A 15,724-nucleotide genomic window follows, 5' to 3' on the forward strand; every position below is an offset into this window, starting at 1 on the left:
AAAAATGTCAGACAATTTATTAAAACCGCATCACCTTTCCCAGGCAACAAACCTGGACTAACAAAAGTGGAGCGGTAATAGGCGCAGTTATTTAGTACTTCACGCCACTGATGACGGATAAGGCGTAATGGTCAACGTTTCAAAGCCGTGATGGTGGATAAACTCACGCAGAATAAGCAACCGGGCGGTAAACGAGCGCTCCAGTGGAATGCCTTCCCATGAAGCGGGGCTGCCAAACATCACCCGCTCCAGACGTTTAAACGTTCTTTCTATCTCATCCTGAGAAAGCCACCAGCTTCCATCCTCTTCCTTTACGCCTGAGATCCGCGCAATCCCGGCATCGTCAGGATCGACGGAGAAGAGCGCGGAGTCTGCCAGAAGAGAGTGGCGGATACGCATTACCTCATCTTCCACGGTCATGATGGCCAGTTCCATTTCATCCGGTGTTGGCGGGAGATGCTTAAAAAACGTCTCGCCCGTTTTAACAAACCCGATGTTCAATGACAGCACGACAACGGGCTGCGCCTCGTTACCACAAACCACAACGGTTTGCTGTTCGCCAATACATAGCAATGCCACCGGCGTAGCCGGCGTAAGCCGCTGTCTGATCTGGGCGTAATGTTGACGGGCAATGGCTTCATTCTCCATGTTCTCGCTCTCTTCTTTATTAGTGATGGCGGTTTAGCGCTGGCAACATTGAACCATCTCGATGATATTTACCTGATAGGAGAAATAATAGGCACCCGGTAACAGGAAGGCGAGTCGATCACACGGGCGATCTCCGCCGAGGTTTTCAGCGCCCGGATCTCACTAAATAATGCCGTCGCCTCAGTATACTCTTTGCGTAGATAGCCCAGCCACTGCTTGATGCGCGCCACATGGTACATTCCGGTATCGCCCTGCTTTTCCAAACGAACATAGTTGCGCAACAACGCCATGACCTCGTTCCACGGCATACGCGGTGCATTATACTTAATCACCCGGCTCAGATTCGGCACATTCAGCGCACCCCGGCCAATCATGACGGCATCACAACCGGTTACCGTCAGACAATCCTGGGCGCTTTGCCAGTCCCAAATCTCGCCGTTGGCAATCACCGGAATGCTCAGACGCTTGCGGATTTCGCCAATCGCCCGCCAGTTGATGCGATCAGCCTGATAGCCATCTTCTTTCGTGCGTCCGTGCACCACCAACTCGCTCGCGCCAGCCTGCTGCACCGCATCCGCAATCTCGAACCGACGCTCGCCGGAGTCCCAGCCCAAACGTACTTTCACCGTTACCGGCAGCGATACAGGGACCGCTTCGCGCATGGCTTTGGCGGCCTGATAGATCAATTCAGGATCTTTTAACAACGTCGCGCCGCCGCCGCTGCCGTTTACCAGTTTGGAAGGACAACCACAATTTAGATCAACGCCATAAGAGCCCAACTCCACGGCACGCGCCGCATTCTCCGCCAGCCATTGCGGATGTTGCCCCAACAATTGGATACGCACCCGCGTCCCCGATGGGGTGCGGCTGCCATAACGCAGTTCAGGACACAGGCGATAGAACGATTTAATCGGCAGACGCTGATCCACCACCCGCAAGAACTCGGTGATGCACAGATCATAATCGTTAACTTCCGTCAGCAGTTCCCGCACTAACGCATCGAGAACGCCTTCCATTGGGGCAAGCAGAACACGCATAACACCACTCAGTTAAAAAAAGCACATCATGGTACTGTTCATCGTGAGCGCAACGCAATGGGAAAACATAATCGTCATGATCAGGAAGGCAATGGAAAATAACGGGCAGGCGACGCCTGCCTGAAAAGCGATTACCTTGCGGATGATTCAGTGAGATCGAAAACTATCGAATGCGGACCGTTTTTTTCACAGACTCAATGCCGTTTTCACGCGCCTGCGAGGAACTGTAAGTCTCGCTCCGGCCAATCACCTGATGATTAGCCGCTTTAAGATTAAAATAAGGTGAACCGTCTTGCGCGGTGAGACGCGCATATCGCTGATCATCCGGTGAATTTTCTATCACCGATTCAATGCCGTTTTCACAATTTGCTTTGCTGGTATAGCCTTCACTGACGAGGATGACCTCGCCATTTCCAGCTTTAAGACGAAAATAGAACTGATTATTTTTTCCAGTGTAAATCTCGTATTTACCACTCATCTTAATGACTCCCGCTAATCAGTAAAATAATGGATTCAAAGTCTGTCCCGAATAACAGGCTGAAATAAGTGTTGTCGCAGGATAAAAATACGTCAACCAACAGACGGAAGAATAGGTCTTGTCAACCATGAGACGGGATCGGCGTAAATAAGTAAGGGAGCCAACGGCTCCCTTACTTATATCAACTTATGAACTGAATGCGATAAATACCACTTAGCGGGCGGCTGGCTTGCCGCGATTTTGCGGACGCGGCGAACGGCGTTGCCCGTCGGCGCCATGACCTGACGTTTTACGCGGCTGGCGAGCGCCATCGGCGGGCTTGCGATCGGATTGGCCGCGTGGCGCGCCGGAACGACCGCCGCCGCGATTGCCCTGCCGACCGTTGATGATCGGCTCAGCCTTGATCGACGGATCAGGCTCATAGCCCGGCACCGCAATACGTGGAATTTCACGGTTCAACAGACGCTCAATATCACGCAATAGTTTATGTTCGTCGACACACACCAGCGACAGCGCTTCACCCGTCGATTCCGCCCGACCGGTACGACCGATACGGTGAACATAATCCTCCGGCACGTTCGGCAACTCATAGTTGACCACATGCGGCAATTGATCGATATCCAGACCACGGGCGGCGATATCGGTCGCCACCAGCACGCGGATCGTGCCGTCTTTAAAATTTGCCAGCGCACGGGTACGCGCGCCCTGACTTTTATTACCGTGGATCGCCGCCGCCGTAATCCCGTCTTTTTCCAGCAGTTCGGCCAGATGGTTGGCGCCATGCTTGGTGCGGGTAAACACCAGCACTTGCTGCCAGTTGTTCTCGCCAACCAATTGAGACAGCAGTTCGCGCTTACGGCGCTTATCCACAAAATGTACGTGTTGCGTCACCAGTTCCGAAGGGGTGTTGCGGCGCACCACTTCAACCGATGCCGGATTGGTCAGCAATTTGCCCGCCAGCGTTTTAATCTCATCGGAGAAAGTGGCGGAAAACAACAGGTTCTGACGTTTCGCCGGCAGCTTGGCCAACACGCGGCGGATATCATGAATGAAGCCCATATCAAGCATGCGGTCCGCTTCATCCAGCACCAGAATCTCAATCTGAGACAGATCAACCGCGTTCTGATGCTCCAGATCGAGCAAACGTCCCGGCGTCGCCACCAGAATATCCACGCCGCCACGCAATTTCATCATCTGCGGGTTGATGCTGACGCCGCCGAATACCACCAGCGAACGTAAACGCAGATATTTGCTGTAGGCACGCACGTTTTCATCTATCTGCGCCGCCAGTTCGCGGGTCGGCGTGAGGATCAACGCCCGAACCGGACGGCGGCCTTTCGCTGGAGGCGCGTTGCTGCTCAGTAATTGCAGCAACGGCAAGGTGAAACCCGCCGTTTTACCCGTACCGGTTTGCGCGCTGGCCATTAAATCACGACCAGCCAATACAACCGGGATCGCCTGACGTTGCACAGGCGTAGGTTCACGATAGCCCTGTTCTGCAACAGCACGCAGGATGTCGGCGCTCAGGCCGAGAGAATCAAATGACATAGAAAGAACAACTCCAGATCCGCCCTGACCGGATAACGACCGGTGTAGTTTTCAGAGGGATGATAAGACGGGTTTGCCGGGTCATCATTAACTCAACAATAACGACATAAGCAACAACCACGATGAACGGGCACAACTACGGTGCATAACTGACGGCGATTGTAGCAGAGATTCTGGACGTTAAGGGATTTTTATCTGTCGTACATCACTTTATTCTTTTGCCTCATTCTTTCGCCTTGCGCCTATCTTTTCCGGGACGCGACAGCGGGCAGGTGGAGCAATACGCCGGCGGTTGCGAAGCCTTATAATAGAAACAACAAGTACGGCGAAACCGAACCTCCCGGAAACACATGCCGTCCGGCGGTGGCGACGCCACCGGCACCCGCGTTTTAGGCCGATAAAAAGGCTTCAGCGGATTGTCGTCCGTGCCGAAAATCTCGCCGGACGCGTTGATCAACGCCGTAAAATCTTGCTGAATTCGCTGTGCCACGGTTAGTCCGGGCAGACATACCGCCGCCGGGTCGTCCCACTGCATTCGACGTTCGTAGAGTGAAAAGATGCGCACCGCGGTGTTTTCCCACAGTATGCGCAACGGCGCGCCCGATATCCTCGACAACACCTGCAACAGCGGAGCAAGGTGTCGGCCAAACAGGGTTTCAAACTGGCGCTGACGCCACGCCTCACGCTGCCCCGCCGTCGGCTGGGAAACGCTGAGATCGTACAATGGCATGGTTGAGGTCCACTGTTTCTGGTGTCCATATTCCAGCACGCAGTTTTCCAGCGACATATTCAGCCCTTTGTTGTACACCGACATGGCGTACAGGCTGGAAGCCGTGGTCAGAAAGGCGATACGTTTGCTCAGCAACGACGCCGTAATCTTTCTTGAAGGCGACAACAGTTTCGGCGTAAGCCGATCCAGCAACCAGCGACAATAGTCAGGATCAAGCAGCGCCGCACTGTCACAGGCCTCGCGCTTATCTCGCTGCGCGGCCGCCGTCAATTGCAGCGTGCCGGACAGCATCGCCCATTGTTGGTCATCGAATTGTTGGGCATCGAATTGCTGGGCGTTAAATTGATCATGCATTATCCGTCGCCCTGTCGGTGTGGTTGGCCTCTCGTCCAAAGGGGATACATAATGGCGTGCCAAAAAACGGATCGGTAATCATCCGGCAGTTCAGGTTAAACACCGTTTTTACAGTGGCTTCGCTGAGAATATCGCTGGGTTTGCCTTGCGCGTATACCGTCCGGTTATACACCGCGATCATATGATGGGCATAACGACAGGCCAGATTCAGATCGTGCAACACCATCACAATGGTTTTTTGCTGGCGCACATTGAGTTCACGCAGCAAGTCCAGCACCTCCATCTGATGCGCCAAATCCAGATAGGTGGTTGGTTCGTCCAGCAACAGAATACCGGTATCCTGCGCCAGCGTCATGGCAATCCATACCCGCTGTCGCTGCCCACCGGAGAGCGAATCCACGCGGCGATCCCGCAACGCCAGCACCCCGGTGCTGAGCAATGCCTGCTCCACCTGATATTCATCTTCGCGCGACCACTGTTTTAGCCATGACTGATGCGGATAGCGGCCCATTTTTACCAGTTGATGCACCGTTAAACCTTCCGGGGCAGTCGGCGTTTGCGGCAGGATCGCCAGATCTTGCGCCACGGCAACGGTGGATTTTTTATGAATATCCTCACCGTTGACAATTATCACGCCGCTTTGCGGTTTCAGCAGACGGGCAAACGCTTTCAGCAGCGTACTTTTACCGCAGCCGTTGCTCCCCACCAGCACCGTGATCTGATTGGCAGGCAGGACAATATCCAGCGCATCGATAATGACTTGCTGGTCGTAGCTTAGCGTCAACGCTCTGCTTTCAAGGGCCTGACGGGGTAAGGCATTAGGTTCAGTCGGACACATAACTCAGTCTTCTTAATGGCGTTGCCGAATCAGCAAGTAGATAAAAAACGGCGCACCCAGTACCGAAATAAAAATCCCGGCAGGTAAATCCAGTGGCAAAAACAGCGTCCGGGCAATCAGATCGGCAATCATCACCAGATTCGCCCCCAACAACGCCGCCACGATCGCCAGCCCAGGGAACGCACGTCCAACCATACGTTTGGCGATATGCGGCGCGATCAACCCGACGAACGCCATACCACCAACATAAGCGATGGACGCGCCGGCCAGCGCCACGCTCACGGCCAACAGCGCCAGTCGAATCCGTTCCACCGGCAGCCCGATCCCAACGGCCAGCCCCTCGTCCAGTTCATGAACATTAACGTGCCGGGCCAGCAATACCAGAAAAGGCATCATAGCCGCCAGCCAGCAAGCCAACGCGCTTACATCCCGCCACTGCGCGCCATACACGCTGCCGGTCAGCCAGACATAGGCCGATAACGTCGTGCTTAGCGGGCTGAAAACCAGCAGCATGGTGGTCGCCGCCCCCATTATCGCGGACAACCCCACGCCCACCAGCACCAACCTGAATGGCGAGGCGCCCTGCTTCCACGCCAGCAGATAGATCGCGCCCGCCGTCAGTCCCGCGCCGCTGATGGCCGCCAGCGGCAGCCAGCGCGGGCTGAAGGCGGCGGACAGAAACGAGAGAAAGAACACCGCCGCTGCGCACGCTCCGCTGGTGATCCCCAGAATATCCGGCGACGCCAGCGGATTACGCACCATGCTTTGTAAAATCAGCCCTGAGATCGCCAACGCGCCGCCCACCAGACACGCCAGTAGAATACGCGGCAACCGCAACTCGGTAATGATAAATCCGATGCCGCGATCCGCGTTGCCGACCAGTGCCTGCGCCACCGCCATCGGCGGAACAAAGACTTTCCCCAATGACAACGACGCCAGCATCACCAACAGAGACAGCGGCAGGAGTACTGCGGCGACCACACCGACAGTCCGTACATCCGGCAAACGCGAAAAAGCGCCGACACGCACCGGATAACCGCTATCCATGACGCATTCCTTTTCTGGCGAGATAAATAAAGAGCGGCGCGCCGAGCAAAGCGGTCATGGCGCCGACAGGAATTTCCTGTGGTTGGATCAGCAGCCGCGCAACCACATCCGACAGCACCAGCAACGTTGCCCCCAACACCGCACACCCCGGCAGCAGCCAACGATGATCGGTAGAGAGCAAACGGCGCACCATATGGGGAACAATCAAACCGATAAAACCAATGTTGCCGGCAATCGCCACCGCGCCGCCCGCCAGACCAACGACGCATAACCCCATCAGCGCGCGGATCAGCCCGGTCCGCTGCCCCAGCCCCTTCGCTACCTCCTCGCCCGCCGCCAGAATATTGATATGCCGCGCCAACAGCAGGCTCAGCGACATAGCCGCGGCAAACCAAGGCAACATGGGCAGCAACAGGGCCAGACTCCGCCCGGAGACTGAACCCGCCAGCCAGAACAGCATACTGTCCAGTCCATCCTGATTGACCACCAAGGTCGCCTGCGTAAACGCGGTGAACAGCGCGGTAATCGCCGCGCCCGCCAGCACGATGCGTAATTGGCTGGCCCGGCTGTTGCCCAGCGTACCAAGAAAATAGACCAAACCACCGGCGACCGCCGCGCCCGCATACGCCGTCCAGGTGAGCGAAAAGGAGGAAGAAAGCGGCAGCCACGCGGCAAGAAGCACAATGAAGAACATCGCCCCGGCATTGACGCCAAAGATGCCGGGCGAGGCCAGCGGATTGCGGGTCAGCGCCTGCATCAGCGCCCCCGCGACGGCAAGACTGGCGCCGACCACCACCGCAATGCAGGTGCGCGACAGCCGGGTGGTTGTCACCAGAATGTGATCGATTTGCTGCGGATCGGGGTAAAACAATGCCTTGAATACCACCGATAAGGCAATGGTCGTTTGCCCGTACATCAAACTCGCGCCGCATGCGACAAGCAGCAGGATCACCCCTGAGAACAGCACAAACGTCCTCGTCATGGCATGGTTCCGACGAACTGCTGCGCGATATCATCCAGAATTTTATTGGCGCCCAAAATCCCGCCGGATAAACTCCAGGCCACGCCATCCACCAGATAGATGCGGTGCTGCTGTGGGGCTTGCATTCGCCGCCACAACGGATGCGAGATCCAGGGTTGATAATTTTTCGTCACCGCCGGTTTTTCCGAGCGCATGAAAATGAAAAAGACGTCGGCATCCACCACCGGCATACTTTCTCTGGTCGTCAGTTTTTGCATTACTCCTTGTTGGTCCGCCGCCCGGCGCGGCCAGACGAAGCCCATCTCCGACAGTACCGAGCCGGAAAAGCTGGCGGGCAAATAGCTGCGCAGATGATCTTCCCGAAATTCCAGCACCGAAACCGTCAACGGCCAGTCCGCGCCAAAACGGGCCGCCAGCCGCTGCTGTAATGTGGTTATCCGCTGTCGCCAATGCAGCAACAACTGCTCGGCCCGCGCCTGACGATTGAGGGCCGTCCCCATGACCTGTAACGTTTTTTTAAAATCGAATACCTCGTCCAGCGCCACTGTCGGCGCAATCCGCGACAGCAGACCGTAGATCTTCTCATGGCGAAATTTTGACGCCACGATGAGATCCGGCTTGAGCAGCGCGATATCCTCCAGACTGGGCTGCGTCTCCAGCCCGACATGCGCCACGCCTTGCAAGGCGGGACGCAAATATTTATAGGTCGGTTTTTCCGTCCAGGCATCGACCACGCCCACCGGCGTGACGCCGAGAGCCACCGCCGTATCCGTCGCCCCCTGAAATAACGTGACCACCCGCAGCGGAGCGCCGGAAATCGCCGTCACGCCCAGCGCATGATGTATGCGACGCGGCGCTTCCGATACCGACGCGCCAGGCGAAAGCAGTGTCGATAACAGTATGGCGACTGACAACCGTCGCCTTACTGTTGCCTTTAACGCGCAAGAAAACGCATCGAACTTAGAAATCAATCGAATAGCCCAGCGTTAACGTGCGTCCGCGCCCGGAGAAATAGCGCGTGTCGTTAACCAGCGCGCTTTGCGAGTAGTAGGTGATGTAGTTTTCATTCAGCAGGTTGGCCACCGACACATTCAGCTTACCGTAAGGCAGCTTATAGCCAACCGCGGCGTCCACCAATGCATAGCCGTCAAAGTCTTTATCGACGCCGTCGAAGTTTTTGTCGAAGGCGTAATTCACCTGCACAAACGAGCTCCATGTCTCATTCCAGTTGGCGGACCAACTGGTAATCAGGCGATCCGGCGCGACATTCAGGCCATCCAGTTTGGCATCCAGACTGCCGTTGTCATCGCTGTCGTATTTCCCTTCACTGTGGGCATAGGACGCTTTAATTTTATGCCGATCATTAATCTGATAACCGGCGGCGACTTCAACGCCCTGAATCCGGGTTTTTTCACGTTGGGCAATAAACAGGCCATCAGCATTCGCTTCCACCCGGCTACCCAACTTGGAGTTGGACTGGTAATAGCTCATCTCAAAATCGAACCGGTTTTTATTGAACCGGAAACCCGCTTCAATATTGTCCGTGACAATCGGTTGCAGGTTGCGGAAGTTATCCACGTCCTGTCCGGCAGTTCTGATGGAGCGCAGCGCCCGCCCAACGTCGGGCATGCCGAAACCTTCGGAGTAATTGGCGAACAGGCTCAGCGAATCCAGTGGTGAATAGACGATACCCACGTTGTACAGCGTTTCATTAAACTTCGGGCTACCGCCGTCTACCATTGCGCTGTTATTGGGGCGGGTCGCCGTACTTGCCGCCAGCGTCTGGTAGCTATCGACCTTTAGCTTGGCGATTTCGTGACGCACACCCGCGTACAATACCACATCATCCAGCAGTTGATATTCACCCTGAATGAACGGCGAATAGTTGGTGTATTCCACTTCCGGCACATAGGTGCGCCCGGTCAGATACATGTCCTGTTTACTTTTATCCAGCAGGGTATCGAAACCGATAGTGACTTTCAGACGATCGTCAAGCAAATCATCCTTGGTCAGCGCCAGTTTAGTGCCATATTTAGAGGATACCGCTCTGGACTGATCGTAAAGCGCACCTATCGGCGCGATATTGACATCCTGAAAGGTGTTGGAATTATCCGCGCCAAACAGCGCTTCATATTGCTGACTGAACAGCAGCGCCGACAGTTTCATGCCCGCCAGATCGTGGTGCTCATAGGTCAGCCCGGTCGACCACACGCTATTGCGCGGCGCAATGCCTTCCGGCGTGCCGCGTACTGAGGTGGTGGGAATACCTTGATTGCGCACGCCATCCACACTGCGGTAATTGTTCTCGCCTTTGATGTGATAACGATTCACGCTCAACTGGACGCGTTGGTAATCATCCAGCCAGTAGCCGACTTTCGCCAGCACATCATAGGCGCGGGAGTCCATGGTGTCGCCCTGCGTATTGTCTACGCCCACAGGCCGGTTTTTTCCATCCAGATACAATCCCTGATTTTCATAGCCTACTGCGAACAGATAATCGAGATAGTCTTGCCGCCCGTCGACGCGATAGGTGGTTTTATAGCTGGCAGTTTCACCGCGGATCTTTTCGGTGGGGATGGTCGTCTGAACGTTCACATGTTGATTGAACGCGCCATTTTCAGGGCGGCGGGTAATAATGTTAATCACGCCGCCGGTGGCGCCCAATCCGTTGGTGGCGTTGGCGCCATGAATGACTTCAATACGTTCCACCATGGAAAAATCAATGGTATGCATTTCCCGCCCGGTCGGGCGCAAGGGGTTCGATTGGGGAATGCCGTCGATCATCACCAGCGCGGCGCGACCACGGAAAGTTTCACCGCTGCCGCTCATTTTTTGTCGGCTGGGGGAAAACGATGGCAGCAAATTACTCAGCAGTTGGGAAGAATCGGCGGAAATCAGCATCTGCTGCTCGATTTCCGCTTTGGTGATCACAGTGACGACCTGCGGTGATTTTTTCTGCTGGATGTTGGCGCGGGAGGCGGAAATCACCATCTCATCACCGCCGTCATCACTTTGTTTAGACGCGTTATTCTGAGCATAAGCCTGAGAAATCAACACGCATGGCATCAATGCGAGTAAAGCGCGCATCTGGTTCAATGTCTTCCCCTTAATGATTCAATTCGGCCACTACAATGAAAGTCCCCTAATGGGCAGCAATTCGTTTCCATGCCGGCAAGCGCAACATTATTTTTATGAGATTGCTAACGCCAATTATTATCATTTGAAATCAATAATTACAATGATTACACAACTTTTTAATTTCCTTAGTAAAAGTAGTGGTAATGAAGATATTTGCCGCCCTGACGCCGCCCCCATTACCGCCTTTCCCCCCTCCGCGTTATCGCCTCAAACCGCATCCCGGACACACCAGGTTTTTTGTGAGCCAAATCACGCCATAAGGGAAAAAAAATGGCTTAAAGTTAATCATATGATTGATTAACTCATCTCCGAGCGGCGGCATGACCAACCAATCCTTCTTTTCCAGCCGGGGCGACCAGACCCGACAGCAATTGATCCAGGCGGCGCTGGCCGTTTTCGGCGAATATGGTCTACAGGCGGCGACAACGCGTGAAATCGCGCATCGCGCGGGACAAAACATCGCCGCCATCGCCTACCACTTCCAATCCAAAGACGGACTCTATCTGGCGGTGGCGAACTGGATTGCGGACTATATCCATCAGATTTATCACCCATTGGTGGTGAAAATTGACGCCTTTATGCAACGACCGGCACATGAGCAATCCACTGAACAGGTTATGGATTATCTGCGCCAGGCATTGCTGCATTTCAGTCGGCTGATGACGAGCCCTGAAACGCTGAATCTCAGCCGCATCATGTCACGTGAGCAGCTCTCGCCCACTGAGGCTTACCCGCTGATGCATCAGCAGATTATCGAGCCGCTGCACCAGTTGATGACGCAACTGGTCGCCCGCTACACCGGACTGGCCAGCGACGATCGCATAACGATCATTCACACCCATGCATTAATTGGCGAAGCACTATCGTTCCGTGTTGCACGGGAAACCCTATTGCTACGCGCAGGTTGGCGGGATATCGGGCCGGAGGAAGCCACGCTTATCCAACAGGTTTTGGTGGAACACCTTGAAATTCTTCTTAATGGCTTGCGGGAAAATTACACGTTACAACGTAACAATATCCGACAGGACAAGGAATAATCGGTTATGAATAAGAAAAAACTGGTGAGTGCCGGTCTGATCATCATCCTGATTGCCGCCGCGGTATACGGTTTCGTCCACTATCGGCAGCAGCAGAATAAACCGCTGACGCTGTATGGCAACGTTGACATACGCACGGTTAATCTGGGGTTCCGGGTGGGCGGGCGGCTTATGGCGCTGGATGTTGACGAAGGCGACAGCATCAGGCCGGGACAAAAGCTGGCAACGCTGGATAATGCGCCCTACCAGAATGCGCTGCACCAGGGCAGGCCAATGTCGCCAGCGCGCAGGCTCAGCTTGGGTTGTTACAGGAAGGATACCGACGCGAAGAGGTAGCCCAGGTTCGCTCACAACTGGCGCAAAGCCAGGCCGCTTACGATTACGCCAACAGCTTCTATCAACGTCAGCAGGGGCTGTGGGCCAGACGCTCGATTTCCGCCAACGCATTGGACGATGCCAAAACCGCCCGCAATCAGGCGCTGGCGACGCTGCAGGCCGCCAAAGACAAACTGAGCCAGTATGAAAACGGCAACCGTCCGCAGGAAATCGCCGCTGCACAAGCAGCGCTGACGCAGGCTGAGGCCGCACAAGCGCAGGCCGAACTGGATAACAAGGATACCGAACTGTACTCCCCTTCCGCCGGCGTGATCCTCACCCGCGCGGTGGAGGCCGGCAGCATGCTTAGCACCGGCAATACCGTCTTTACCCTGTCGCTGACCAGCCCGGTCTGGATCCGCGCCTATGTCGGCGAACGGGATTTAGGCCGCGCCGTTCCCGGCAGCGAAATCCTGATTTATACCGATAGCCGTCCGGAAACGCCGTATCACGGCAAGATTGGTTTCGTCTCCCCCAGCGCCGAATTCACGCCGAAAAACGTTGAAACCGAGGATTTGCGCACCGATCTGGTTTACCGCCTGCGGATTATCGTCAATGATGCCGACGACCAGTTGCGTCAGGGCATGCCGGTTACGCTGCGTTTTGCACAGGATCAGCCGCGCCATGAATGACGCCGCCGCGCTGATTGAGCTTGACGCGCTGGAAAAACGCTTCCCCGGACAGGATAAACCAGCGCTCGCCAGCCTCACCGCGCAGATCCGCAGCGGGGCGGTGACCGGGCTGGTAGGGCCGGACGGCGCGGGTAAAACCACGCTGATGCGGATGCTGGCGGGATTGTTGACCCCCAGCCACGGCGCCATAAAAGTCATCGACTGGATCCCATCAAACAAGATCGCCAGTTGCATGCCATCCTCGGCTATATGCCGCAGAAATTTGGGCTGTACGAAGACCTTACCGTGATGGAAAACCTGACGCTGTATGCTGATTTACGCGGTATCGCCGGCGAGGAGCGGCGACAAACCTTCGATCGGCTGCTGACCTTTACCGATCTAACCAACTTTACCCGTCGGCTGGCAGGCAAGTTGTCCGGCGGGATGAAACAAAAACTGGGGCTGGCCTGTACGCTGCTGGGGCAACCGCAGGTGCTGCTGCTGGATGAACCGGGCGTCGGCGTCGATCCCATTTCACGACGCGAACTGTGGCGCATGGTGCATGACCTGGCGAATGACGGCATGCTGATCCTCTGGAGCACCTCCTATCTTGATGAAGCGGAACAGTGCCGTGACGTCCTGCTGCTCAATGAAGGTGAATTGCTGTACCGTTGCGAACCACGTGAGCTAAGCGAACGTATGGCCGGACGCAGCGTGTTGGTCAGCGCCAGCGCCGGCAACCACCGTAAATTACTTCAGCAGGCTTTGCGTCTGCCGCAGGTCAGCGATGGCGTGATCCAGGGACAATACGTGCGGCTGATCCTGAAACAGGACGCGTCGCGCAACCAACTGCTCGCCGCGCTCTCGTTGTCGGAGGACAATCTGCAAGATACCGCGCCGCGCTTTGAAGACGCCTTTATTGACCTGTTGGGCGGCGGCCCGGCCAACGAATCGTCACTGGCGAAAATCATGCCGCAGATTGCCGCCGCCCCCGAAGAAACCGTGATCGAAGCCCGGCAGTTGACCAAAAAGTTCGGTGATTTCGCCGCCACCGATCAGGTCAGTTTCCAAGTGCGGCGTGGTGAGATTTTCGGCTTACTGGGGCCGAACGGCGCCGGAAAATCCACCACCTTCAAGATGATGTGCGGATTGCTGACGCCCACGGCGGGTAAAGCGCTGGTGCTGGGTATGGATCTGAAAGCCAGTTCCGGCAAGGCGCGTCAACATTTAGGCTACATGGCGCAAAAGTTCTCGCTGTACGGCAATCTGACGGTTGAACAGAACCTGCGTTTCTTCTCCGGCGTCTATGGTCTGTCGGGTAAGGCCAGGCGCGATAAAATGGCGGAAATGACCGAAGCGTTCAATTTCAGCCCCATCTACCGTCAAACGCCCGACGACTTGCCGTTAGGGTTTAAACAACGACTGGCATTGGCGTGCGCGCTGATGCATGAGCCGGATATCCTGTTTCTGGATGAGCCGACTTCCGGCGTCGATCCCCTCACCCGCCGGGAATTCTGGATACACATCAATGGCATGGTAAACCGTGGCGTAACCGTGATGGTTACTACCCACTTTATGGATGAGGCCGAATATTGCGACCGTATCGGGTTGGTTTATCACGGCAAACTTATTGCCAGCGGAACGCCGGATGATTTAAAGCAGCAGGCCGCCAGCGACGAAACGCCAGCCCCGACCATGGAGCAGGCCTTCATTACCCTGGTACAGAATTATGATCAGGAGGCGAAAAATGGCTAACCCGCGCAGCGATTCTCATTTTTCCTGGCGTCGTCTGCGCGCCCTGTGCCTGAAAAAAACCCGCCAGATCCTGCGCGATCCCAGTAGCGGACTGATCGCGGTGGTGATCCCGCTGCTATTGTTATTTATCTTTGGCTACGGCATTAATCTGGATTCCAGTCGTCTGCATGTCGGGATACTGATGGAGCAGCAAAGCGAGGATGCCCGTAATCTGGCGAACGCTTTCGCCGCGTCCCCGTTCATCGAACCCACGATCAGCGATAACCGGCAACAACTGATCCAGATGATGCAATCCGGCGACATTCGCGGTCTGATCGTCATTCCCAATGATTTCGCCGAACGCATGGCCCGCCCCGCGTCGCAAGCACCGCTGCAAGTGATCACCGACGGCAGCGAACCCAATACCGCCAATTTCGTGCGCGGCTATGCCGAGGGCATCTGGCTTATCTGGCAGCAACAACGCGCCAGCGATCAGGGTGAGGAATTCGTGCAACTGATTGAGGTGCAGCCGCGTTACTGGTTTAACCCGGCGGCCATCAGCCAGCATTTTATTATCCCCGGCGCCATTACCATTATCATGACGGTGATTGGCGCGATCCTCACCTCGCTGGTGATCGCCCGCGAATGGGAGCGCGGCACCATGGAAGCCCTGCTTTCCACGCAGATCACCCGTAGTGAATTGCTGCTGGCGAAACTGATCCCTTACTATTTTCTTGGCATGTTCGCCTTGGTGCTGTGTATTCTGGTGTCAACGTTCCTATTGGCTGTCCCCTATCGCGGTTCGCTGCTAATCCTGTTTGGCATCAGCAGCCTGTTTCTCGCCAGTACGCTGGGGATGGGATTGCTGATCTCCACCTTGACGAGAAATCAGTTCAATGCCGCCATGGTGTCGCTCAACGCCGCTTTCCTGCCCGCCATTATGCTGTCAGGGTTTATTTTTGAAATTGACAGCATGCCCGCGCCAGTGCGCGTCGTGTCTTACCTCATTCCCGCCCGTTATTTCGTCAGCACGCTGCAAACCCTGTTTCTGGCTGGCGACATCAGCAGCGTGTTGTTGGTCAACCTGCTGTTTCTTATCGCTTCAGCCATCGTCTTTATCGGCCTCACCGCCTGGAAAACCCGGCGCAGACTGGATTAGGGAGCTTG

At 55.6% G+C, this 15,724-nt stretch carries 12 protein-coding genes and 2 pseudogenes; 4 read left to right on the forward strand and 10 right to left on the reverse strand.

All coding sequences use genetic code 11. The features are described 5' to 3' along the window. Positions 1-99: 99 nt before the first annotated feature. The 10 genes from DES54_RS11055 to DES54_RS11100 all read right to left on the reverse strand — a co-directional run bounded on the left by DES54_RS11055 (position 100) and on the right by DES54_RS11100 (position 10,749). A complete protein-coding gene (locus DES54_RS11055; protein WP_113867341.1) occupies positions 100-648 on the reverse strand; it encodes a hypothetical protein in 549 nt (182 codons plus the stop codon). A gap of 68 nt (positions 649-716) precedes the next feature. Then, the gene (gene dusC / locus DES54_RS11060; RefSeq protein ID WP_113867343.1) at positions 717-1,685 is read right to left on the reverse strand and encodes a tRNA dihydrouridine(16) synthase DusC; all 969 of its coding nucleotides are present in this window, start codon (positions 1,683-1,685) and stop codon (positions 717-719) included. A 163-nt stretch (positions 1,686-1,848) separates the two neighbouring features. Further along, positions 1,849-2,163: a YegP family protein gene (locus tag DES54_RS11065; protein ID WP_205680215.1), complete on the reverse strand. Its 315-nt coding sequence runs from the start codon at positions 2,161-2,163 to the stop codon at positions 1,849-1,851. 213 nt (positions 2,164-2,376) lie between these two features. Then, positions 2,377-3,711: an ATP-dependent RNA helicase RhlE gene (gene rhlE, locus DES54_RS11070; protein ID WP_113867345.1), complete on the reverse strand. Its 1,335-nt coding sequence runs from the start codon at positions 3,709-3,711 to the stop codon at positions 2,377-2,379. 223 nt (positions 3,712-3,934) lie between these two features. After that, positions 3,935-4,795, reverse strand: a complete 861-nt coding sequence (locus tag DES54_RS11075; RefSeq protein ID WP_113867347.1) for an IucA/IucC family C-terminal-domain containing protein — start codon at positions 4,793-4,795, stop codon at positions 3,935-3,937. Then, positions 4,788-5,633 carry an ABC transporter ATP-binding protein gene (locus DES54_RS11080; protein ID WP_113867349.1) on the reverse strand — a complete coding sequence of 282 codons (846 nt, stop codon included), beginning with the start codon at positions 5,631-5,633 and terminating at the stop codon, positions 4,788-4,790. The genes DES54_RS11075 and DES54_RS11080 overlap by 8 nt, the downstream gene beginning before the upstream one ends. A gap of 12 nt (positions 5,634-5,645) precedes the next feature. Next, on the reverse strand, positions 5,646-6,680 hold the full coding sequence (locus DES54_RS11085; RefSeq protein ID WP_113867351.1) for a FecCD family ABC transporter permease: 1,035 nt from the start codon (positions 6,678-6,680) through the stop codon (positions 5,646-5,648). Continuing rightward, the gene (locus tag DES54_RS11090) at positions 6,673-7,662 is read right to left on the reverse strand and encodes a FecCD family ABC transporter permease (RefSeq protein WP_113867353.1); all 990 of its coding nucleotides are present in this window, start codon (positions 7,660-7,662) and stop codon (positions 6,673-6,675) included. The genes DES54_RS11085 and DES54_RS11090 overlap by 8 nt, the downstream gene beginning before the upstream one ends. Continuing rightward, positions 7,659-8,633: an ABC transporter substrate-binding protein gene (locus DES54_RS11095; RefSeq protein WP_113867355.1), complete on the reverse strand. Its 975-nt coding sequence runs from the start codon at positions 8,631-8,633 to the stop codon at positions 7,659-7,661. The genes DES54_RS11090 and DES54_RS11095 overlap by 4 nt, the downstream gene beginning before the upstream one ends. Then, positions 8,623-10,749 (reverse strand): TonB-dependent receptor, encoded by a 2,127-nt coding sequence (locus DES54_RS11100; protein WP_113867357.1) that lies wholly within the window; start codon positions 10,747-10,749, stop codon positions 8,623-8,625. The genes DES54_RS11095 and DES54_RS11100 overlap by 11 nt, the downstream gene beginning before the upstream one ends. A gap of 371 nt (positions 10,750-11,120) precedes the next feature. On the opposite strand from DES54_RS11100, the gene DES54_RS11105 reads away from it, so the two are divergent. The 4 genes and pseudogenes from DES54_RS11105 to DES54_RS11120 all read left to right on the forward strand — a co-directional run bounded on the left by DES54_RS11105 (position 11,121) and on the right by DES54_RS11120 (position 15,716). Further along, positions 11,121-11,837: a CerR family C-terminal domain-containing protein gene (locus tag DES54_RS11105; RefSeq protein WP_113867358.1), complete on the forward strand. Its 717-nt coding sequence runs from the start codon at positions 11,121-11,123 to the stop codon at positions 11,835-11,837. Positions 11,838-11,843: 6 nt separating this feature from the next. Beyond that, a pseudogene (gene hlyD, locus DES54_RS11110) lies at positions 11,844-12,844 on the forward strand (secretion protein HlyD). Beyond that, a pseudogene (locus tag DES54_RS11115) lies at positions 12,837-14,578 on the forward strand (ATP-binding cassette domain-containing protein). The pseudogenes hlyD and DES54_RS11115 overlap by 8 nt, the downstream one beginning before the upstream one ends. Then, complete coding sequence (locus tag DES54_RS11120) at positions 14,571-15,716, forward strand: ABC transporter permease (protein WP_240635002.1); 1,146 nt, start codon at positions 14,571-14,573, stop codon at positions 15,714-15,716. Before DES54_RS11115 ends, DES54_RS11120 begins: the two are co-directional and overlap by 8 nt. The last annotated feature ends 8 nt before the right edge of the window (positions 15,717-15,724 follow it).

The sequence above is a fragment of the Brenneria salicis ATCC 15712 = DSM 30166 genome (genome assembly GCF_003315515.1).
Lineage (GTDB): Bacteria > Pseudomonadota > Gammaproteobacteria > Enterobacterales > Enterobacteriaceae > Brenneria > Brenneria salicis.